The sequence below is a fragment of the Variovorax sp. PEI5 genome (assembly GCF_056679935.1).
In genome coordinates this window covers 463537-483975 of sequence record NZ_JBWXPH010000003.1, presented here as the reverse complement: position 1 = coordinate 483975, position 20439 = coordinate 463537, and the positions used below count along the sequence as shown (strand labels likewise).

Genomic DNA, 20439 nt, shown 5'->3' with positions numbered 1-20439 from the left:
GCCATGAGTACCAAGCAGCCCACTGAAAAACCCGGACCCCACCACGACCACAAGGGCCATACTCCCGGGGATCTGGATGAACATGGTCATCGCGACACCTCGGTGCCTGCCAAGAAGCAAACCGAAGAGCACCACGATCACAAGGGCCACACACCGGGCGACAAGGATCAGCACGGGCACCAAGACACGGGCGGCAAAAAGAAATAAGCAGCGCGAGTAGTTTCACGGCGAAAGCGGCCCCATTGGCAGATAGAAGAGGGCCCCGAATGGGGCCCTCTTCTTGTCGTCCATATCCGGACCTTGCGTGTTTGCCGTCACGGTGGTGCCCGGCGTCAACTATTTCTCGCCCGTCCCTTGGGTAAAATTCAACAACAAATTGCCTGACGTGCCCGCCAACGAATCCTTCGATAAGACCCAACCGATTTCGGGCGTACTGAAACCAGGCACAACCTGCTGGCAAATGCCGAGTGCCGACCGCATGGCCGTCATCATCGACGCTTCAGATTACTTTCTCCATTTGAAGACGACGATTTTGCAGGCGCAGCATTCCATCCTTCTGATTGGCTGGGATTTCGACGCACGCATCGAACTGGACCGCACTGGCAACACCTCGACGCCCAACCGAATCGGTCAGCTTCTGAACCGCGCCATACGCCAAAATCCGGCGCTGCGAATTTACGTTCTGCGTTGGGACTTGGCCTTCCTCAAAATGCCGTTTCGTGGCACGACGCCGTTCTTCCTGCTGGATTGGCTGGGCGGCAATCGTCTTCACTTTCACTTGGACCAGCAGCACCCTCCGGGGGGGTGTCACCATCAAAAGATCGTCGTGATCGACGATTCCATCGCCTTTTGTGGAGGCATTGATGTTACCGACGGCCGCTGGGACACGCCCGCGCATCGTGACGATGAGCCGCTACGCCGCGGGCCGGGCGGTAGCCGCCACGACCCGTGGCACGACGTGACGACCGCGGTGGACGGTGCGGCAGCTCGAGCGCTTGGGGAACTTGCCCGGGACCGCTGGACGGCGGCCAACGGGTGGCGACCCGAAACACCACCGAGCGGACGCGATTGCTGGCCTTCAGAGCTGACGCCGGTGTTCCGGGATGTGAACGTGGCCATCGCGCGCACCAGTCCGGCCTATGACGGCCAACCGGAGATACGCGAGATTGAGGCCCTCTACCTCGCGGCAATCGCTTCGGCGCGCCAAAGCATCTATCTGGAAAGCCAATACTTTAGCGCGCATCGGATCAGCGAAGCCTTAGAGCGGCGGCTTGCCGAGCCGGACGGCCCGGAGGTGGTTATCGTGAACCCCAAGCGGGCGCAAGGCTGGCTTGAAGAAATGGTCATGGGCGCCGCCCGGGCCCTGCTGTTCGAGCAACTCAAAAGAGCGGACCGCTACGATCGACTGCGCTTTTGCACACCGGTTACTGCAGGCGGCGCAGACATCTACGTTCACGCCAAGGTGTTGGTAGTAGACGATGCACTGCTGCGTGTGGGCTCGTCGAACATCAACAACCGCTCGATGGGCTTGGACACAGAATGCGACCTCGCCGTGGAGGCGCAGCGGGGCGATCCCAGCGCGTCAGCAGTTCGCGTCGCCATCCTCCGCATTCGCGACAGCCTGATGGCGGAACACCTGGGGGTACGCCGCACGGAGTTCGAAGCGGCGCTGCGCGTGGCGAACGGCTCGCTTGTTCGGACTTTAGATATTTTGATGCGCCCACAAGGAAAAACCTTGGTCCTCTTCAAGCCACCCGCCCTGTCGGTAGCCGACCGGGAGCTAGCCAAAACCCATGTGCTTGATCCGCACCGGCCGGAGGCCATGGCCGAGAGCTTTGTACGGGCACTGCGCAAAGTTGCACCGGTCCGAACAGCCGCATTCGCTGCGCTGGCCCTTGCATGCATCGGGGTGCTCACATGGCGCTGGGTTCGCGAAGCTGGGCTCCGTGGCGCGCGCAAGATATAGATAACTCACATAATCTTAAGTTTCCGAGTTGCAAACTGGCGATTGATATCGTTTATTTTATTCTGGACGGATGTTTCCATTGCGGATCACTTTTCCCATCCGCTCCGATTGCTGCTGAATAAACTTATTGACTCGGGGGTGCGGACGAAAACTTGGACTACCAGGAGGTAGTTCATGTATTCGTATCCAGACAGAATTCGAGCCGTCGAGCTCTACATCAAGCTCGGCAAACGGGTCAGGCCCACCATCAGGCAGCTGGTTACCCAACCAAGAATGCTTTGAAGGGCTGGTACCGCGAATACCAGCAGAAGCTCGACTTGCCAACGGGCTATGCAGGCCGGAGACCCAAGTTCTCGCAGGCGCAAAAAGCCGCGGCTCTCGAGCACTACGTCACTCACGACCAGTGCATCGCGGCCACCATCAGAGCGCTTGGCTATCCAGGCCGAGGGACGCTGACTGCTTGGATTCGCGAGAGCCTCCCTGAGGCTATGAGATCTGTAGTCGGCAGTGTGGGCCGACGAAGGTATTCCGGGGAGCTGATGCAGGCGGGAGTCATGGCGCTTTGCACGCGCGAAGAAAGTGCGCAGGCTGTAGCCGACAAGCTCGGCGTGTGCCGTCCAACGCTGTACAACTGGAAGAATCAACTTCTGGGACGTGAGGCACCCGCATCCATGAAACGCACCCCTCCATCTTTGCCGTCGCAAGAGCGCGACGAGCTCGAGCACGAGGTTGAGTTGCTGCGCCGCGCAGTCAGGCAACTTCGCCTTGAGCAGGACCTCTTAAACAAGGCCAACGAACTGGGCGGATTCAAACCTGAAGTGCAACACCCGGCCCTGTAAGGTCCCGTCATGTTGCCTCATCCTGCCACCTATACCCAACTCCAGCCCGAAGACCGCGTCACCCTGGCCAGTCTGAAGCAGCAGGGTTTGGGCATCCGCGCCATGGCACGCGTGCTCGGTCGCAATGCGAGCACGATCAGCCGGGAGTTGCAGCGCAACACCGCGCCCACGGGTCGGTACGGCAGTGCCCTCGCGCAGCAAGCCTGCAGCCATCGTCGAGCGCAGGCCCGCCCGTTGCGTAAACTGCATGTCGACTCGATCCTGTTTGGCGCCGTCGAGCACTTCCTTCGCCTGCGCTGGTCGCCCGAGCAAGTGGCCTTGGCGCTCGCTCGCCTGTACCCCAAAGGGCATGAGTACTGCGTGTCGCACGAGACTATCTACAACTGCATCTACGCCCAGCCCGTGGGTGAGCTGCGTCGGGACCTGATCGCCTGCCTGCGCCATGCGCACAACAAGCGCCTGCCCCGCAGCAAGGGGGAGGACCGCCGTGGCCAGATCCCCGACATGCTGAGCATCCACGTGCGTCCGCCCGAGATCGAGGACCGTCAATTCCCCGGCCATTGGGAAGGTGACCTGATCAAGGGCGAGGGCAACGCCAGCGCGGTGGGCACCTTGGTGGAGCGCAGCAGCCGGCTGCTGATGCTCGTGAAGCTGCCTCATCCCAAGCCAGCGACCGCAGCACATGTGCTGCAAGCCTTCAGCGACAAACTCGCCAGCATTGCCCAGCCGATGCGCCAGAGCATGACCTACGACCGGGGCCGGGAAATGGCAATGCATGCCAAGCTGACCGAGCGCACGGGCGTGGCGGTGTACTTCTGTGATCCGCACAGCCCCTGGCAGCGCGGCAGCAATGAAAACACCAACGGCCTGGTGCGCCAGTACCTGCCCAAGGGCACCGATCTCTCGGGCTACAGCCAGGAGCAGCTCGACGCCATTGCAGACGAGATCAATGACCGGCCGCGCAAGGCACTGGGCGTACGATCACCACTTGCCGTCTACCGACAACTGCTCCTCAGCAGTTCGACTCCCTCAACCCTGATTCATTGATTGAATCTCTGGGTGTTGCGCTTCAAGTTTGAATCCACCCTGTTAAAAAAAGGCCTGGGCGTCGACCTGCAGCTCCTGACCAACCGGGAGAAGACACTGCTGATTGACGCCCTCAGGGAGCACCATGGCCTGCCAGAGCTCCTCACCCAGTTGGGTCTTGCGCGCAGTTCGTACTTCTATCACCGCGCCCGTGCAGCGGTGGGCGACAAGTATGTGTTGACGCCGATGTAAAACTAACCCACTGGGGGTGTAGATGAAAACTTGGACTACCGGGAGGTCTGTCGGATAGTCGGACAGGATGCTGCGGTCGGCGTAGTGCTGCAGTAAGACGCCGTTCGTTGCCGGCGTGCCGCCGGGGTGAAGGCAATAGAGCTCGACGATGTCTGAGCAACGCGTTCGCTGGGCGCCTGCACGAATGACATCAACGCGTTGCCGGTGTTCGCGTGGCAACTGCTGGCCAGCGTGCTGGCGGACAGTACTGCATGACCTGATGCTTGGCGCGCCTAAACGAATCTTCTACAGGTCACAACGGACAGATGGCCGATGTAAGTAATCTTAGGCCCCAAGGAGTTTTGGATTGAAGTGGGTCCGGTGTGGAAGGAGCCACTCAGGGCAAGTCCGGCTTGCAAAATTATTCAACTGCATGAAAATAAATTCATGACAGTGAAAATGGCGTTGCGGGTGGTCGAGATGATCGAGCTTTTCGCGCAGGAGAAGCAGCCGCTCGCACTGAGCGAGATGGCCCGTCTGCTCGAGATGCCGGTCTCGACCTGCCTGGGTCTGCTTCGCACGCTGGAGCAGCGTGGCTACCTCTACGAGACAGGCCGGCGCCAGGGTTACTACCCGACCAACCGTCTGCTGGCGATGGCGCAGGTGATCGCGGCACACGATCCGGTCCTCGACCGCGTCAGGCCGACGCTGGCGGAGCTGCGCGACACCGCGCGCGAGACCGTCGTGTTCGCCAAGCTGCAGCCGCCCGGCCGCGTGGTCTACCTCGAGGTGGTCGATGCGCCGCAGGCCATTCGCTATGCCGCGGAAGCCGGCGAGACGCGCGAGGCCTATGCCAACTCGCTGGGCCGTGCGCTGCTTTCGACGCTGGATGCGCAAGCGCGCCACGCGCTGCTCGCCGCGAGCCGGATGGAAAAGCTGACCGACGCCACGCTCACCGAGCCCGCCGCCGTCGAGCGGGAGATCGTGCGGTCGCTGGCGCGCGGTTGGTTCGCGAACCTCGGTGAAAGCATCTCCGACCTGGCCGGGTTCGCCTGGCCGCTGCGCATCGGCGGCGAGTCCTATGCCATCTCGGTGGCCGGTCCGCGCTACCGGCTGGAACCCCGCTGCGAGGAGATCGCCGCCATGCTGCGCGCCGCGTGCATCTCGGTCGAGCGCAAGAGCTGAACACCGCCACCATCACGATCGACCAGGAAACACCATGACCAAAACCACCCGGAACGCGCCGCGCTACTTCGTGCGCGAGGACGAGATCGAGGGCTACCACCCGGCCAACCATGTCGGCACGCTCAACAAGCGCCTGATCGGCCCGGAGACCGTGGGCGCCAGGCAGCTCGAAGTGCTGGTCGGCCATATCCAGCATGGCAAGGGCGCGCTGCCGCATGCCCATCCGGGCATCGAGCAGGTCTGCTACATGCTCCAGGGCCGCGCGGTCGCGGAAGTCGGCGGCCAGCGCCGGGAGCTCGCACCGGGCGACTGCTGCTTCTTTCCGGCGGACGCCATGCACACCTTCACGGTGGTGAGCGAGGAGCCGGTGCGGGTGCTGGTGATCTACAGCCCGCCCTACGAGGAATCGTCCGAACGCGTGATCCGTGCCTGACCTCGCGACGCCGATCGATCAACAACGAAGGAGACAAGCATGCAGGAGCCGACCGCCGTTTCGACACCCACCCGCCGCGATTTCATCGCACTCGCCGCGGGCACCGCGTCCGCCGGCGTGGCGCCGTGGGTCCGCGCGCAGGGCGACGCGTATCCGCGCCAGCCGATCCGCCTGGTGGTGCCGTTCGCCGCCGGCAGCGGCACCGACGCGGTGGCGCGCATCACCGCGCAGATGCTGGGCGAGGCGCTGAAGGGTTCCGTCATCGTCGACAACAGGGCCGGCGCCAATGGCATCATCGCCGCCGAGGCAGTGGCCAAGGCGGCGCCGGACGGCTACACGCTGTTCATGACCACCAACACCACGCATTCGGCCAACCCGAGCCTGATGAAGAGCCTGCCGTACGACCCCGTCAAGGATTTCGCACCGGTCAGCCGCATGGGCAACCTGCCTTTCATGCTGGTGGTGAACAACGCGCTGCCGGTGAAGACCACGGCCGAGCTGCTGGCCTGGGCGCGCGCCAATCCGGGCAAGACGACCTACGCCAGCGGCAACAGCACCGGCATCGTCTCAGGCGCCACGCTGTCGCGCATGAGTGGCGTGCCGATGCTGCATGTGCCCTACAAAAGCACGCCGCCGGCCATCGCCGACCTGATCGGCGGGCAGGTGTCGTTCATGTTCGTCGATCTGGCCGCCGGCCTCGCCACCGTGCAGGCGGGGCGGATGCGGGCAATCGCCGTCACAACCCAGGAGCGCACCCAGCTGTTCGCCGAGCTGCCGCCGGTGGCCGACACGCCCGAACTGAAGGGCTTCGACATCACCTCCTGGAACGGCGTCTTCGCGCCGGCCGGCACGCCCAAGGAGATCGTCGTCACGCTCAATCGCGCGCTCTCGCAGATGGCCAACAGCGCCAGCTTTCGCGAGCGCACCAGCAAGCTCGGTTTTGATGCCTTCGGCAGCACGCCCGAGGAGATGGGCGCCTTCACGGTCAACGAGCTGGCGAAGTGGAAGAAGCTGATCCAGGCCGCCGGCATCCAGCCCGAATGAAGGCCTGAATGACAACCGAGACGACGCCCGCCGGAGCGACGAAGGGTCCGCTGCACGGCCTGCGCATCCTCGACCTGACCGCCGTGGTGATGGGGCCCTACGCCACGCAGACGCTGGGCGACCTGGGCGCCGACGTCGTCAAGGTCGAGCCGCCGGCCGGCGACAACCTGCGCGCCGTCGGGCCGATGCGCCATCCCGGCATGGGCGCGATGGCGATGCACCTGAACCGCAACAAGCGCTCGATCGTGCTGGACCTCAAGCAGCCCGAAGGCCGCGACGCCTGCCTGCGGCTGGCGGCGGACTGCGATGCGCTCGTCTACAACGTCCGGCCGCAGGCGATGGCCCGGCTTGGACTGGGCTACGAAGCCGTGGCGGCGGTCAATCCGAAGATCGTCTACATCGGCGCCTTCGGTTACGGCGAGGAGGGGCCGTATGCCGGCAAGCCCGCCTACGACGACCTGATCCAGGGCGCGGTCGGCGTGGCGTCGCTGTTCGCGCGGCAAAGCGGTGCCGAGCCGCGCTATGCGCCGGTCACGCTGGCCGACCGCGCGGTCGGACTGCAGGCGGCCATCGCGCTGCTGGCTGCCGTTTTCAGCGCGCAGCGCACCGGTCGCGGGCAAGCGGTCGAAGTGCCGATGTTCGAGGCGCTCGCGCAGTTCGTGATGGGCGACCATCTCGGCGGCCACAGCTTCGAGCCACCCATCGGGCCGACCGGCTATGCGCGCCTGCTGGCGCCGCATCGCAAGCCTTACGCGACGGCGGACGGCTACCTGAGCGTGCTGATCTACAACGACAAGCACTGGCAGTCCTTCTTCGAGGTGATCGGCCGGCCCGAGCTGCGCGATGCGCCGATGTTCGGTACCCACACTGCGCGCGCCGCGAACATCGGCGCGGTGTATGCCTTCGTCGCCGAAGTGATGGCCACGCGCACCTGCGACGCCTGGATGGCGGCGCTGGAGGCGGCCGATGTGCCGGTGGCGCGACTCCACACTACCGACAGCCTGCTCGACGACCCGCATCTGCGTGCCGTCGGTTTCTTCCAGGAGAGCGACCATCCGAGCGAAGGCCGCATCCGCACGCCGGCGCCGGTCGGCCGCTACCGCGCCACGCCGGCCGGCATCCGCCGCCACGCGCCGCGCATCGGCGAACACAGCGTCGAGCTGCTGCGCGAGGCGGGCTACGACGACGCCGTCATCGCCGACCTGCTGGCCCGCCGCGTGACATTGCAACCCGAGGACGCCCGATGAATTTCTCTCTCACCGAAGACCAGCGCGCCCTGGTCGCCGCCATCGAACGGCTCTGCGACGATTTCCCGCTCGAGTACTGGCGCGAGCACGACGACAGCGCCGTCTTCCCGCACGAATTCCATCGCGCGGTGGCGGCGAGCGGATGGCTCGGCATCGCGATGCCCGAAGCCCAGGGCGGCGCCGGGCTGGGCATCACCGAAGCGGCGCTGATGATGCGGGCCATCAGCGCGTCGGGTGCGGGCATGTCGGGCGCCTCCGCCGTACACATGAACATCTTCGGGCTCAATCCGGTCGTGGTCTTCGGCAGTGAGGCGCAGCGCCAGCGCTTCCTGCCGTCGCTGATCGCTGGCACCGAGAAAGCCTGCTTCGCGGTGACCGAACCCGATGCCGGGCTCGACACCACCAAGCTCAGGACGCAGGCCGTGCGCCAGCCCGATGGCGGCTACCTGCTGCACGGCCGGAAGATCTGGATATCCACCGCGCAGGTGGCCCAGCGTATGTTGATCCTCACCCGCACCACGCCGCTCGACCAGGTGAAGAAGCCGACGCAGGGCCTCACGCTGTTCTACACGCCGCTCGACCGCGCGCATGTGGAGGTGCGCGAGATCCACAAGCTGGGCCGAGCGGCGGTGGACTCGAACATGCTCTTCATCGACGGCCTGCCGGTGTCCGAGGAAGACCGCATCGGCGAGGAGGGCCGGGGTTTCGAGTACATCCTGCACGGGCTGAACCCCGAGCGCATCCTGATCGCCGCGGAAGCCATCGGGATCGGCCGCGCGGCGTTGCGCCTCGCGGCGCAGTACGCCAGCGAACGCGTCGTGTTCGGCCGCCCGATCGGGCAGAACCAGGGCGTCGCGCATCCGCTCGCGCGGGCCTGGGCAAATCTCGAAGCCGCCGATCTGATGGTCTTCAAGGCCGCCACGCTCTACGACGCCGGGCAGCCCTGCGGCATCGAGGCCAATGCCGCCAAGTACCTCGCCGCCGAAGCCGCGCACGACGCGTGCCAGAACGCGGTGCTCACGCTGGGCGGAATGGGCTATGCGAAGGAGTACCACGTCGAGCGACTGTTGCGCGAGAGTTACATTCCACGCATTGCTCCAGTCAGCCCTCAGATGATCTTGAATTTCATCGCCGAAAAGGCGCTTGGTTTGCCGAAGTCTTATTGAGAAGCGAGCACTCACCAGGTGGCTGCCGACGACAGACATGCCGAGCGTCCTGACGCCATCCAGATCTGAGTCCTCAAGATGAATCTGAGGTCGATGGATGCCGCGATCTTTCAACGGCAGCAGCCGACCCGCAGCAAGGAACCGCAGAAGACGCGTGGATGTAAGTCCTGCACGCCGAAGGTCGAAGGTCACGTTGACTAGACTTCAGTACAGCAAGCAACGGCCGAAAACGCACTGATGAGCAAAACCTACCCAGAATTGAAAACCGAGATCGCCCGGCTGAACGCGGAGGCCGAGAGAGTGCGGCAGTTCGAACTTCCCGCCGTCATCGCCGAATTGAATCAGTTGATCGAGCACTACGAACTCACCGAAGCGATGATCTTCGACTCCAGTCACAAGCAGCGACCGGGGAAGCCGAGGACCGTGCTCGTTCCCAGGTACATCGATGAGACCAGCGGCAACACGTGGTCCGGGCGCGGCTCGAAACCAGCCTGGGTGTCCGAAGCCCTGAGCGCCGGGACCTTGGCGGAAAACCTCTTGATCAGTTGAAGGGCCTCGTCAGGGGGGTCACATCGTCCATCGCACTCGCGATGTGACGGGTCTTTTTTTGGATGAGTGAGGAACACCATGTCCCGTGATCAATACAGCTTGGCGAATCCGATCGAGCAATACGCCCGTGTGGAACCGCCCGTGCAGCATCAGCCGGTACCCGGCATCCAGGCGCGGATGACTCCAGTGCCCGATCTGGGCGAGGCGACCTATCGTGGCAGCGGACGCCTCGCGGGGCGCAAGGCATTGATCACGGGCGGCGACTCCGGCATCGGCGGCGCGGTCGCCATCGCGTTCGCGCGCGAGGGCGCCGATGTCGTGATCGTGCACCTGCCTGCGGAGCAGGAGGATGCCGCGCACATCCTCGACCAGATCGAGAAAGCCGGCAGGAAGGGGCACGCGATCGCCGCCGACATCACGGACGCCGATCGCTGTCGCGCGCTCGTCGCGGAAGCCGTCGGTGTACTCGGCGGGCTCGACATCCTCGTCAACAACGCCGGCAAGCAGGTGGCTGTCGCGCAGATCGCGGATCTGTCCGACGAGCAGTTCGAGCTGACGTTCCGCACGAACGTGTTCGCCAATTTCTGGATCACCAAGGCCGCGCTGGGACACATGTCGGCCGGTGCCAGCATCATCAACACCGCTTCGCTGGAGGCCTACAAGCCGTCGCCGGAACGTCTGGACTATGCGGCCACCAAGGCGGCGATCAACAATTTTTCGAAGGGCCTCTCGCAGCAGGTCGCCTCGCGCGGTATTCGAGTCAATGTCGTCGCACCCGGGCCCGTGTGGACCGCGCTGCAGGTGTCGGGCGGAGTGTCGGACGAGCAGATGAAAGCCTTCGACGACGAGAACACCTACAAGCGTTCCGGCCAGCCCGCGGAAATCGCGCCCGCCTATGTCTTTCTTGCTTCCGCTGAGTCGAGCTATGTCTCGGGCGAGACGTTGAACGTGAACGGTGGCATGGTCACGCCCTGACCGATCCCGCAGTGCATGGTCTTCCTCCACGGGGCGTGATGAGATGACGCCTCCTGCGAGCCTCCACCAGAACGAGTGATCCGGAGGCCTGTCATCGAAGCTGCGCCATCCGGACCGGCCACGGTCGTCTTCGACCTGCTCGCGTCGAGGATCGGATCGACCGTATGTCAAATGACATGGATTTCGCTGATCGGGTGATCTGAACGATTTTTCCTGACGAGTCGGCAAGGCATCGGACTGGAATGGGATCCGCGCCGATGGTCACGATCCGTACCTCGGGTTCGATCGGTCTTCTCCATGCACGAGAGCGATGCCCCTGCGAACGCTGTCCCATCGCCACGCGGCGTACTGGAGGACCGCAGGCCATCCCTGCGAAGGTGGGTCCGGGTCCCTGGCTGAATGCCGGCTCGATGCCGACCGGCCTCCGCCGGGGTCGATCCGCCCGCTTCGTCCATCTCTCTTCTCGCTCACCGATCGATCTCATGACCTTTGCCAACTGGTGCCTGTTCCTCGGCCTGCTGCTGTTGATCATGTCGATATCGGACAGCCTGCTCAAGAAGATCCCTTTCAGCTCGGCGGCGGTCTACATGATCCTCGGGGTGGCCGCGGGTCCCTATGGGTTGGAACTGCTCGACCTGAGCATGGGCATCCACGACGATGCCCATCTGCTGGAGATCCTGACCGAGGTGGTCGTGCTCGTGTCCTTGTTCGCGGTGGGACTGAAACTGCCCGTGCGTTCCTCCCATGCGCCCTGGAAGGTGCCCATCCTGCTGGCCACCGTCGCCATGGTGGTCACGATCGGGCTGACCGCGGCCGTCGGCGTGGCGCTGGGTGGGTCCCTCGCCGTGTCGCTGCTGGTGGGCGCATTGCTCGCGCCCACGGATCCCGTGCTGGCTTCCGAAGTCCAGGTGTCCCATGGCGAGGACCGCGACGCCCTGCGGTTCGGCTTGACCGCCGAGGGCGGCCTGAACGATGGCACGGCCTTCCCGTTCGTCATGCTGGCCCTGGGCCTGATGGGCTATCACGAACTCGGCCCCTATGGAATGACCTGGTTCGGGGTGGACGTGCTCTGGGCGGTCGTCGGTGGCATCGGCATCGGCTGGCTGTGCGGCGCCGGCTTCACGCGCGCGGTGATGGCCCTGCGGCGTCACAAGGGCTCGGCCATCGGCATGGAAAGCTTCCTGGCGCTGGGTCTGATCGCCGTCACCTATGGTCTGTCGATCCATGCGTCGGTCTATGGGTTCCTGGCCGTGTTCGTCGCCGGTCTGGGCATGCGTGGCATCGAGCAGGAAGTCGTGGGAGAGGTCGTCAAGGCGAATCCAGGCCCGGAGGTGCGTTCGCCCCAACGCCTGCCCGCGACCGAGGTCACCAACATCGCCCTGGACTTCATCGAGGACCTGGAGAAATTCGCCGAGATGGCGGCGATGCTGGTCATCGGGAGCCTGCTGACGCTCGAGATGCTGACCTGGCCGAACGCGGCACTGGCGGCCAGCCTGCTGTTCGTCATCCGACCCCTGTCGGTTTTCCTGGTGACGTGGCGCAGCGACTGGACCGGCCCCCAGCGGCGCATCGGCGCCTGGATGGGGGTGCGCGGCGTGGGCTCGATGTACTACCTGGCCTTCGTCCTGACCCACGACCTGGGACTCGACCCGGTGGCGGACCACATCACACAGGTCGTGCTGTTCACCGTCGCCGCATCCGTGGTGCTGCATGGGGTTTCCGCGACACCCATCATGACCCTGTACAAGAACCGCAAGCGTCGCAGGAAGAGCAAGGATGGGATGTCCCGGGAGATGGGCTGAAGCTCGTCCGGAAGACGTGTTCCGCATGCCGGCATGGCGTGCCACGACGCCATCGCGGCGCCATGACGGTCGGTGCGCGCGTCCGGACCCTGTGATTCCCCGATGGATGCCCCGTGCGCGTGTCGTCGGATCGGCGTCGCGACCGACGTCACGACCGGCACGGGCCTCGAGACAATCCCACTGGACACCCGAGGCACGGAAACTGCGTGGGCATCCTGTCACCGCCGCCGCGTGATGCCTTGCACCGACGGCTCCGTTCAAGCCAGACCTCCCACTGCGGCAGCGTGCCGATCACCATGGATCTTCCTGTCAAAAGCGCGCTGAGGGTGCTCGAGCTCCTCGAACTCTTCGACCGTGTCCAGCGCCCGCTCGTGTTCGGTGAAATCATCGCGTTGACGGGCTATCCGCAATCCAGCTGCGCCGCACTGCTCGCCACCCTCACCGCGCGCGGCTACTTCATGCACGATCGCAGGCGCAGCAGCTACATGCCCACGCGCAAGTTGTCGCAGCTCGGTGCCTGGGTCAGTCCGCAGGAGCTCTCCAGCGAAGCCGATCTGATCCAGCTGCTCGAACAGGCGCGCGCGCGCACCGGGGAGACGGTGGTCGTCGCGGAACGCACGGGGAACTTCGCCCGCTATGTGCACGTGATCCGCGCGGCCCACCCGCTGCTCATCGATGTGCAGGCCGGCATGCTGAGGCCGCTGTGCACGTCGGCGGTGGGCCTGGCCCTGCTCAGCGAGATGGATCCTTGCGAACTCAGCGAGGCGATCACGCGGGTCAGGCTCGACAAGGTGGCGGGCTCGCCGGAGGTCCGGGTGGCGGCCGTCAAGCGGGAGGTCGCCGAGGTGCGCCGGCGTGGCTTCGCCATGTCGCGCGGGCGCGTGACGTGGGGAGCGGGAATGATCGCGATGCCGCTGTCGCGGCCCGTGGGCAGCCGGCGCCTGACCGTGGGCATCGGCGGCCCGCTGGCGCGGCTGGATTCCAAGCTCACGCTGCTGCATCAGACGCTCAAGGACATGCTCGAGGAGTGGTCGGTCCACGCCGAGGGCATGCCGGGCCGGGGACCTGTCGATCCCTGGCCGATGCCGTCGGTGGCCCGTCCCTAGGCCGCCGCGGCGTCGACTCGCCGCCTCAGGTCGGCTTCTTGAACTTGCAGTTGGAATCCTCGTAGGGGCCGGATTCCCGGGTCCACTTGTCGGCCGGCATGTCCGGCTCGCACATCGTGGCGCCGGTGGTCTTGTTCTTCCACACGTAGTACTCGCTGGGCTGCGCGCCCACCAGTGAACTGGCGGCGAGCGCCAAGGTGGCAAGGGTCAGTTGGAGTTTCATGAAGGGGTTCCAGGTTGATTACTTGTAGGCGAGGCTGTTGGCCACCACCATCATCAGGTTCTTGCCTTGGGCGACGATGGCCGTGCGGTAGGCCTCGAAGCGCGCGTCGGTGATGGCGTTGTCGTCGCGGGTGTTGCCGCCCGTCGTCGGTGTACCACCGAAGAAGTTCGTCATGACCGGCGTGTGGATGTGGCCCGCCGGGATGCCCAGGCCGAAGGTGTCGCGCAGCACGGTGTTGCGATAGGCGCTCTCGTTGGAGAGATAGTCGCCTCCGCCGCCCTGACGCGAGCACCATTCCGGCTTGGGCGGCACCACGCTGGTGTTGGTCGGATCGTAGGGGTCGAGCGTGGTGGGCAGGAAGTCGGGCATGCGATTCACGACACCATTGGACGGCTTGCTCAGCGTCTCGAGCGCGCCGCAATTCGGAAAATAAGTGTAGTTGGTGTGGTAGGTGACATCGAAACCCTCCGTGCCAGCACTCGTGGCTCCCGGTGGGCGCGTGACGCCGGTGCCGGTCTGGCCCGTCACCATCGCGGGGAAGGGCAGGCTCGCATGGCTGAACTGGGGCGGATAGTCCTTCATCCACTGGCCTGCGCTCTGATAGCCCAGCCATCGGGCAGGCGGATACACATTGCAGCCCGAGTTGGGCAGGGTGATGGGCGACGCGCCCGCCGTCGACGGCGATCCGATGGGCAGCACGTACGCGGGCAGTCGCGTCGCGCCCGCCGGACAGTAGACGATGCCGTCGTTGCCGGCCGACGAGCCGTGGAAGCGGCCGTTGAACGCTTCGAGATTGAAGATGTTGGCGCTGCCCTGGCTCATGGTGATCGACGCATCGACGCGCTGGGCGCCCGGCCTGAAGAAGGGGCCGATGGTGTCTTCCTGCATGCCCTTGTTGAAGGGGTCGTAGCTGACCGGGAGCAGGTAGGTCTCGATGTGCGCGATGGTGCCGTCGGCGAGCACGAACTCCCTGCCATCGAGTTCCAGCGCGGTCGCGCCCGAAGGATTGCCGTTGCGCAGGCCGGTGTTGGGCGTGCCGGGGGTGCCGAGGGTGAAAGTGTCGAAGCCGCTCATCAGGATGCGCCGGTACCTGGCCGAGCTGGCACTGGTGCCCGTGGGCAGGTTGAGATCGTGCTGGCCACGGGACGAGCGCTCGAACTCCCACTGCAGCTCGTCCCTCTGGGCATCGGTCATGGCGAAGGACGGCGCCCACTGGCGCAATGTCTTGGTCATGTAGACGCGTGTCCAGTAGAGCGCGCGATCGTCGCTCGCGGGCAGCGTGCCTCCGGCGCGGCGGCCCTGGACGCGGTCGACCGCGGCGCGCCAGAGTGCGGCGCCCTGCTGCTTGACGAGCGCGAGCGCGGCCTCGTGGGAGGAGATCGCCGTGGTGTTGTCCGCAGCGCAGAGCGCGCTGGCGAAGGCGGGATTGAATGTGTCGAACGCGGCACCCTTGACGAGCCGCTCGGCGACCGGCGTGGTGTCGCTGCCGACGGCCGTGGCCGTGCCGGTGGGCAATGGCGTGAGGAGACGCTGCTCCTCGTACGCCAGGGCAACGCTGGTGTTCCAGTTGCAGGCCACCAGGGTCGGTGCGGGGATCGTCGTGGAAGGTGGAGGTGTCGAGGCTTGCCCGTCGTTGTCGCTCCCGCCGCAGGCACTCAGCGCCGCGAGCGCCACCACCGACGAGCCCATGACTCTCAAGCTTTGAAAAACAAACATTCAATTTCTCCGGAAGGGGTTCGTTCCGTCGTCAACGGAACGGTCCAGCGGGCTGGCGCTGCGGAGTATTGAGGAATGCTTCGCGAACCACGGAACAATCGGCAGGATTGCGGATCGGCTTCCATGGATGTGGAAGCGTCATGACAGCGGGTGCGCAGATGACGCGTCCGGACCGCGCCGGTCACTCGACTTCGACGCCCGCCTTCCTGACCAGCTTCGCATAGCGCGCCTGCTCGCTTCTGAAGAACTGCAGCGAGGCCTCCGGCGACATCGGCTGGATGACGTTGTCCTGCCTGGCCATCGCCTCGACCGTCTCGGGCATCTCGAAGGCGGCGACGATGGCATCGTGCAGGCGCTTGACGATGGCCGCAGGCAGCTTCGGCGGGCCGACGACGGCGAACCAGCCGGCGATGTCGACGTCGGGGAAGCCCTGTTCTGCGATGGTCGGCACGTCGGGCAGCGACGCCACGCGGGACTTGCCCATCACGCCGATGGCGCGCAGCTGGCCGGCCTTGAGTGCGCCCTGCGCGGCGGGAACCGACACCACGCCCATCTCGACCTGGCCGCCCAGGATGTCCGCCACCATCGGGCCGACGCCCTTGTACGGGATGTGCCGCGCCTGCACGCCAGCAGCGTCGAGGAACATCGCACCGGCCAGGTGGATGATCGTGCCGTTGCCCGAGGATGCGTAGTTGTAGCCGTCGGGTCTGGCCTTGAGAAAGGCCTGCAACTCCTTGGCATTCCTTGCCGGCACCTTGGGGTTGACCACCAGCACGAAGGGCGTGGCGCCGACCACCGAGATCGGCGTGATGTCGTTGACGGCGTCGAACGGCATCTTTCTGAAGACGCTCGGATTGACGACGTGGTTGTTGGACACCACCGCGATGGTCAGGCCGTCGGCCGGTGCCCGCACCAGCACCGACGCGCCGGTGATGCCGCCCGCGCCGGGCAGGTTCTCTATCACCACCGCCTGGCCGCCCAGTGCCTTGGTCAGCGAGGGCGCGGCCGCCCGCATGATGGTGTCGACGCCCGAGCCCGCGCCCACGGGCAGGATGACACGCAAGGGCTTGTCCGGGTTCTGGGCATTCACGTGTGTGACGCAGCACAGCGCGAGCGAAGCAAGCGCAGCTGCAACGCCTTGGCGACGGTTCAGGAAAAAAGTCATGTCGTTTGTCTTCGAGGGTTCTGGAAGGTGGTTGGCTTGCGACTTCGATCGGTGTCGTGTCGTCACACCCTGCCCGGCACGTGCCGTGCAGCAGGCAAAAAAGGCGTCTATCGAGTGGAATGGCGGCTTCTCAGACCGGCGAGCACTTCCTCTGTGTGTTCGCCGATGCCGGGCAGCGGGCGGCGCACGCCGGGACGCTGGCCGCCCATGGTCAGCGGCAGCAGCACCACGTCGGTCGTGCCGCCGTCCTCGGTCTGCATCGGCACCAGGCCGCCGCTGGCGATCAGGTGCGGGTCCTCGACCAGCTGGTCGGGCCGCATGATCGGCGCATAGGGGATGCCGGCGGCCTCCAGCTTCGGCGCCAGTTCGGCCACGCGGTGGTGCAGCAGGATCTCGCCGAGCTGGGCCAGCAACTGCGGGCGCACCGCCACGCGCGAGGCGTTGTCGCCGAAGCCGGGCTGGTCCAGCAGGTCGGGGCGCTCCAGCACGCGGCACAGGGTGGCGAACTGCTTGTCGCTGACCGCGCCGATGAACAGCTGCTGCTCGCCCTCGTCGAGCGTGAAGACGTCGTAGACGCTCCAGGCCGACACGCGCGAGGGCATCGGTGGCGGCGGCTCGCCGGTCATGAGGTACTGCTGCATGTGCTGCGAGGACAGGAACACGCAGTTCTCGAACAGCGCGCTCTGCACCTCCTGCCCGCGGCCGGTGCGCTCGCGCTCGCGCAGCGCGGCCAGCACGCCGATGGCGCCGAACATGCCGCCCATGATGTCGTTGACCGAGGTGCCCGCGCGCAGCGGACGGCCGATGGGGCCTGTCATGTACGACAGGCCGCCCATCATCTGCACTACCTCGTCGAGCGCCAGCCGGTGCTCGTAGGGGCCCGGCAGGAAGCCCTTGTGCGTGACATAGATGAGCTTCGGGTACTGCTTCGACAGCGTCTCGTAGTCCAGGCCGAAGCCGGCCATCAGCCCGGGGCGGAAGTTCTCCAGCACCACGTCGCATTCGCCGGCGAGCTCGGCAGCGGTGGTGCGGCCCTCCTCGGTGGCGATGTCGATCACCACGCTCTTCTTGTTGCGGTTGAAGGAGCGGAAGAAGCCGATGCCCAGGCCGGGCAGGGTGCGGGTCTTGTCACCGCCGGGCGGCTCGACCTTGATGACCTCGGCGCCGAGATCGGCCAGGATCATCCCGCAGGTCGGGCCCATGACCATGTGGGTGAACTCGAGCACGCGCAGGCCGGCCAGCGGCAGGGGCGGGGCGGTGGCGGCCGAGGCCGGGGAGGAAGCTGCGGACGTCGTCATGGGGAGAGTCTCTCGTTCGTGGTCACGTGATCGTGGATTCAGGCTGCGAGGGCGTCGGCACGGGCCCCGGTCCTGGGCACGCCGGCCTGCCACAAGGCGCCACGCAGGGTCTCTCCTTCCAGCCAGCCGGCGACCTTGGCGCGCAGAGCGAGCAGGGCCTCGATGTCGATGCCGGTGTCGATCCCCATGTCGGCCAGCATGTAGGCCAGGTCCTCGCTCGATGCATTGCCGCTGGCGCCGGGCGCGTGCGGGCAGCCGCCGATGCCCGCGAGCGTGGCGTCGAAGCGCGCCACGCCGGTCTCCAACGCCGCATAGACATTGGCCAGCGCCATGCCGCGCGTATCGTGGAAGTGACCGCAGCAGAAGCGGTCGCCGGCGATGGCGCGTGCCTGGGAGAACAGGTCGTGCACGGCGGCCGGATTGGCGTAGCCGACCGTGTCGGCGATGCTCACGCGGTCGGCGCCGGCGTCGAGCAGTGCCTGCATGCAGCGCAGCACCTCGGAGCGCTCCACCTTGCCTTGGAGCGTGCAGCCGAAGGCGGTGCCGATGCCGCCCTCGATGACGGTCTTCGAGCCCGCCGCGTCGCGCGCGGCGCGCATCCTGGCGACTTCAGCGACCACGTCGTCGGGCGTCTTGCGCAGGTTGGCCAGGCTGTGAGCGTGGCTGGCCGACAGCGGAATGAGCATCAGATCGACACCACTCTCGATGGCCTTCTCGGCACCTTTCAGGTTGGGTACCAGCACCGACACCCGCAGGCCCGGCAGTGTCTTCGCGAAGGCGACCAGTTCGGCCGTGTCGGCCAGTTGCGGCAGCAGGCGTGCCGGCACGAAGGAGCCGACCTCGATCTCGCGCTGGCCGGCGGCGTACGCGTCGGCGATCCATTCGAGCTTGCGCGCCGTGGGCAGGATCCGCTGGATGCTCTGGAGGCCGTCGCGCAAGCCCACCTCGCGCACGACCACGTGCCCGGGAAATCTCGTCATGTGATGTCTCCATGGATGGGTCGGCAGGCGCGCCGACTCGATCGGAAAACTATAGACATTCCCTCGCGCGTTCTAAAGCGCTAATATTTCCGCTTAGGCATTCCAAAATGGAAGTTCTCAATGCGGGACCTGCGGGACCTGCGAGACCTGCGAGACCTGCGAGACCTGCGAGACCTGCGAGACCTGCGAGATGCGAGACCTTGACCTGACCAGTCTCAGGCTGTTCGCCGCCGTGTGCGACCACTGCAACATCGCGCGTGCCGGGGAGCAGGAAAACATCGGCGCGTCGGCGATCAGCAAGCGACTCTCGCAGCTGGAGGAAGCCGTCAAGGTACCGCTCCTGAGACGTCATCGTCGTGGCGTCGTGCCCACCCCGGCCGGTGAATTGCTGCTGCAGCACGCCCGTCTCATGCTCGCGGGTTCCGACCGGTTGGCCCGGGACATGACCGCCTACGGCCATGGCATCAAGGGACAGGTGCGGGTGCTGGCGACCCTGTCGTCCATCGCCGAGTTCCTGCCCGATGACATCGCGGATTTCCTCGGGAAACAGGAGCACCGGGAGATCCGGGTCGACATCGACGAGGAATTGAGTTTCCAGATGGGTCGGTCGGTGCGTGAAGGCCTGGCACCGCTGGGGGTGGGATGGGACACCATGGATCTCGAGGGACTCCAGAGCAGTCCCTATCGCAGCGATCAACTGGCCATCGTCGCGCACCCATCGCATCCGATCGCCAGACTGGCCCGCTGCGAGTTCGCCCAGACCCTGAGCTACGAGCATGTCGGGCTGCCGACGTCCACGGCCGTGCACACCCTGCTGGCGCGGGCGGCGGCGCTCGTGGGCAGCTCGATCAACTACCGAGCCGTGGTCTCGACGTTCGATGCCAGCCTGCGATGCGTGCGCGCTGGTCTGGGCATCGCGGTCGTGCCACGCGAAGTGGTCGAACCGACATTGCTCGAACCGTCGGTCCGCGTCATCCCGCTGACCGATTCCTGGGCTCGACGCCACTTCGTCGTCTGCTACCGGGACAAGGAATCGCTTTCCCCGGCGGCCCGGATGCTGCTCGCGCATCTCGAGGCCGCCGAGAAGAATCGGACCCGGATCAGCATCTGACGATCCGGCGCTCGCGACCCTCCCGGGCGGCCGCCCGCGCCGATGCGCCTCAGGCCGGGAAGACCGGCTCGCCCAGGTTCAGCATCAGGCGGTTGGCCCAGGCGAAGATCGCCACGGCGTGGGTCGCGTTGAGCAGTTCCAGCGGCGACGGTCCGGCCGCGACCGTGGCGTCGAGCTGCGCCGCGCCGAAGTCGGACGGGCGCGACGCGAGGTCGATCGACAGCCGCACGATGGCGCGTTCGCGGGCGTCGGTGCCCGCGCCTCGCGGCAGCAGGTCGTAGTCGCTGGTCTTGGCCTTGGGGTGGCTGGCTTCGAGCACGGCGATCTGCTCGGGCGTGGCCCGCGCCGCATCGACCCCGGCAGCCACGAGGTCCAGC

At 65.8% G+C, this 20439-nt stretch carries 17 protein-coding genes and 4 pseudogenes; 15 read left to right on the top strand and 6 right to left on the bottom strand.

All coding sequences use genetic code 11. The features are described 5' to 3' along the window. From AC1MLT_RS21705 to AC1MLT_RS21640, 14 genes and pseudogenes are all read left to right on the top strand, one after another. A pseudogene (locus tag AC1MLT_RS21705) lies at positions 1-207 on the top strand (hypothetical protein); the annotation flags it as partial. A gap of 97 nt (positions 208-304) precedes the next feature. Further along, positions 305-1966 carry a phospholipase D-like domain-containing protein gene (locus tag AC1MLT_RS21700; RefSeq protein WP_481036413.1) on the top strand — a complete coding sequence of 554 codons (1662 nt, stop codon included), beginning with the start codon at positions 305-307 and terminating at the stop codon, positions 1964-1966. 174 nt (positions 1967-2140) lie between these two features. Further along, positions 2141-2766: pseudogene (locus AC1MLT_RS21695) on the top strand (transposase); the annotation flags it as partial. A gap of 48 nt (positions 2767-2814) precedes the next feature. After that, positions 2815-3852 (top strand): IS30 family transposase, encoded by a 1038-nt coding sequence (locus AC1MLT_RS21690; protein WP_481035590.1) that lies wholly within the window; start codon positions 2815-2817, stop codon positions 3850-3852. Positions 3853-3876: 24 nt separating this feature from the next. Beyond that, a pseudogene (locus AC1MLT_RS21685) lies at positions 3877-4065 on the top strand (IS3 family transposase); the annotation flags it as partial. A gap of 444 nt (positions 4066-4509) precedes the next feature. Beyond that, the gene (locus AC1MLT_RS21680; protein ID WP_481036411.1) at positions 4510-5247 is read left to right on the top strand and encodes an IclR family transcriptional regulator; all 738 of its coding nucleotides are present in this window, start codon (positions 4510-4512) and stop codon (positions 5245-5247) included. A gap of 34 nt (positions 5248-5281) precedes the next feature. After that, on the top strand, positions 5282-5680 hold the full coding sequence (locus AC1MLT_RS21675) for a cupin domain-containing protein (protein WP_481036410.1): 399 nt from the start codon (positions 5282-5284) through the stop codon (positions 5678-5680). A 39-nt stretch (positions 5681-5719) separates the two neighbouring features. Further along, a complete protein-coding gene (locus tag AC1MLT_RS21670) occupies positions 5720-6724 on the top strand; it encodes a Bug family tripartite tricarboxylate transporter substrate binding protein (RefSeq protein ID WP_481036409.1) in 1005 nt (334 codons plus the stop codon). Between the two features lie 8 nt (positions 6725-6732). Continuing rightward, positions 6733-7971: a CaiB/BaiF CoA transferase family protein gene (locus tag AC1MLT_RS21665; RefSeq protein ID WP_481036407.1), complete on the top strand. Its 1239-nt coding sequence runs from the start codon at positions 6733-6735 to the stop codon at positions 7969-7971. After that, positions 7968-9137, top strand: a complete 1170-nt coding sequence (locus AC1MLT_RS21660) for an acyl-CoA dehydrogenase family protein (protein ID WP_481036406.1) — start codon at positions 7968-7970, stop codon at positions 9135-9137. Before AC1MLT_RS21665 ends, AC1MLT_RS21660 begins: the two co-directional genes overlap by 4 nt. A 237-nt stretch (positions 9138-9374) precedes the next feature. Further along, entirely contained in the window at positions 9375-9686 is a 312-nt protein-coding gene (locus AC1MLT_RS21655; RefSeq protein ID WP_481036405.1) for an H-NS histone family protein, read from the top strand. A 78-nt stretch (positions 9687-9764) separates the two neighbouring features. After that, positions 9765-10661 (top strand): SDR family oxidoreductase, encoded by an 897-nt coding sequence (locus tag AC1MLT_RS21650; protein WP_481036404.1) that lies wholly within the window; start codon positions 9765-9767, stop codon positions 10659-10661. Between the two features lie 482 nt (positions 10662-11143). Further along, positions 11144-12463, top strand: a complete 1320-nt coding sequence (locus AC1MLT_RS21645) for a cation:proton antiporter (protein WP_481036403.1) — start codon at positions 11144-11146, stop codon at positions 12461-12463. A gap of 296 nt (positions 12464-12759) precedes the next feature. Further along, the gene (locus tag AC1MLT_RS21640) at positions 12760-13569 is read left to right on the top strand and encodes an IclR family transcriptional regulator (RefSeq protein WP_481036401.1); all 810 of its coding nucleotides are present in this window, start codon (positions 12760-12762) and stop codon (positions 13567-13569) included. A gap of 25 nt (positions 13570-13594) precedes the next feature. Here AC1MLT_RS21640 and AC1MLT_RS21635 read toward each other — a convergent pair whose 3' ends face one another. The 5 genes from AC1MLT_RS21635 to AC1MLT_RS21615 form a co-directional block, all read right to left on the bottom strand. Then, positions 13595-13792: a hypothetical protein gene (locus tag AC1MLT_RS21635; RefSeq protein ID WP_481036399.1), complete on the bottom strand. Its 198-nt coding sequence runs from the start codon at positions 13790-13792 to the stop codon at positions 13595-13597. 18 nt (positions 13793-13810) lie between these two features. After that, on the bottom strand, positions 13811-15508 hold the full coding sequence (locus AC1MLT_RS21630; RefSeq protein ID WP_481036397.1) for a hypothetical protein: 1698 nt from the start codon (positions 15506-15508) through the stop codon (positions 13811-13813). Positions 15509-15689: 181 nt separating this feature from the next. Beyond that, on the bottom strand, positions 15690-16673 hold the full coding sequence (locus AC1MLT_RS21625; RefSeq protein ID WP_481036396.1) for a Bug family tripartite tricarboxylate transporter substrate binding protein: 984 nt from the start codon (positions 16671-16673) through the stop codon (positions 15690-15692). Positions 16674-16780: 107 nt separating this feature from the next. After that, positions 16781-17971 carry a CaiB/BaiF CoA transferase family protein gene (locus AC1MLT_RS21620; RefSeq protein WP_481036394.1) on the bottom strand — a complete coding sequence of 397 codons (1191 nt, stop codon included), beginning with the start codon at positions 17969-17971 and terminating at the stop codon, positions 16781-16783. A 38-nt stretch (positions 17972-18009) separates the two neighbouring features. Next, the gene (locus AC1MLT_RS21615) at positions 18010-18951 is read right to left on the bottom strand and encodes a hydroxymethylglutaryl-CoA lyase (RefSeq protein WP_481036393.1); all 942 of its coding nucleotides are present in this window, start codon (positions 18949-18951) and stop codon (positions 18010-18012) included. A 190-nt stretch (positions 18952-19141) separates the two neighbouring features. On the opposite strand from AC1MLT_RS21615, the gene AC1MLT_RS21610 reads away from it, so the two are divergent. After that, positions 19142-20062 carry a LysR family transcriptional regulator gene (locus tag AC1MLT_RS21610; protein ID WP_481036391.1) on the top strand — a complete coding sequence of 307 codons (921 nt, stop codon included), beginning with the start codon at positions 19142-19144 and terminating at the stop codon, positions 20060-20062. A 49-nt stretch (positions 20063-20111) separates the two neighbouring features. On the opposite strand, the pseudogene AC1MLT_RS21605 reads toward AC1MLT_RS21610, so the two are convergent. Next, positions 20112-20425 (bottom strand): annotated as a pseudogene (locus AC1MLT_RS21605) (carboxymuconolactone decarboxylase family protein). Positions 20426-20439: the final 14 nt, after the last annotated feature.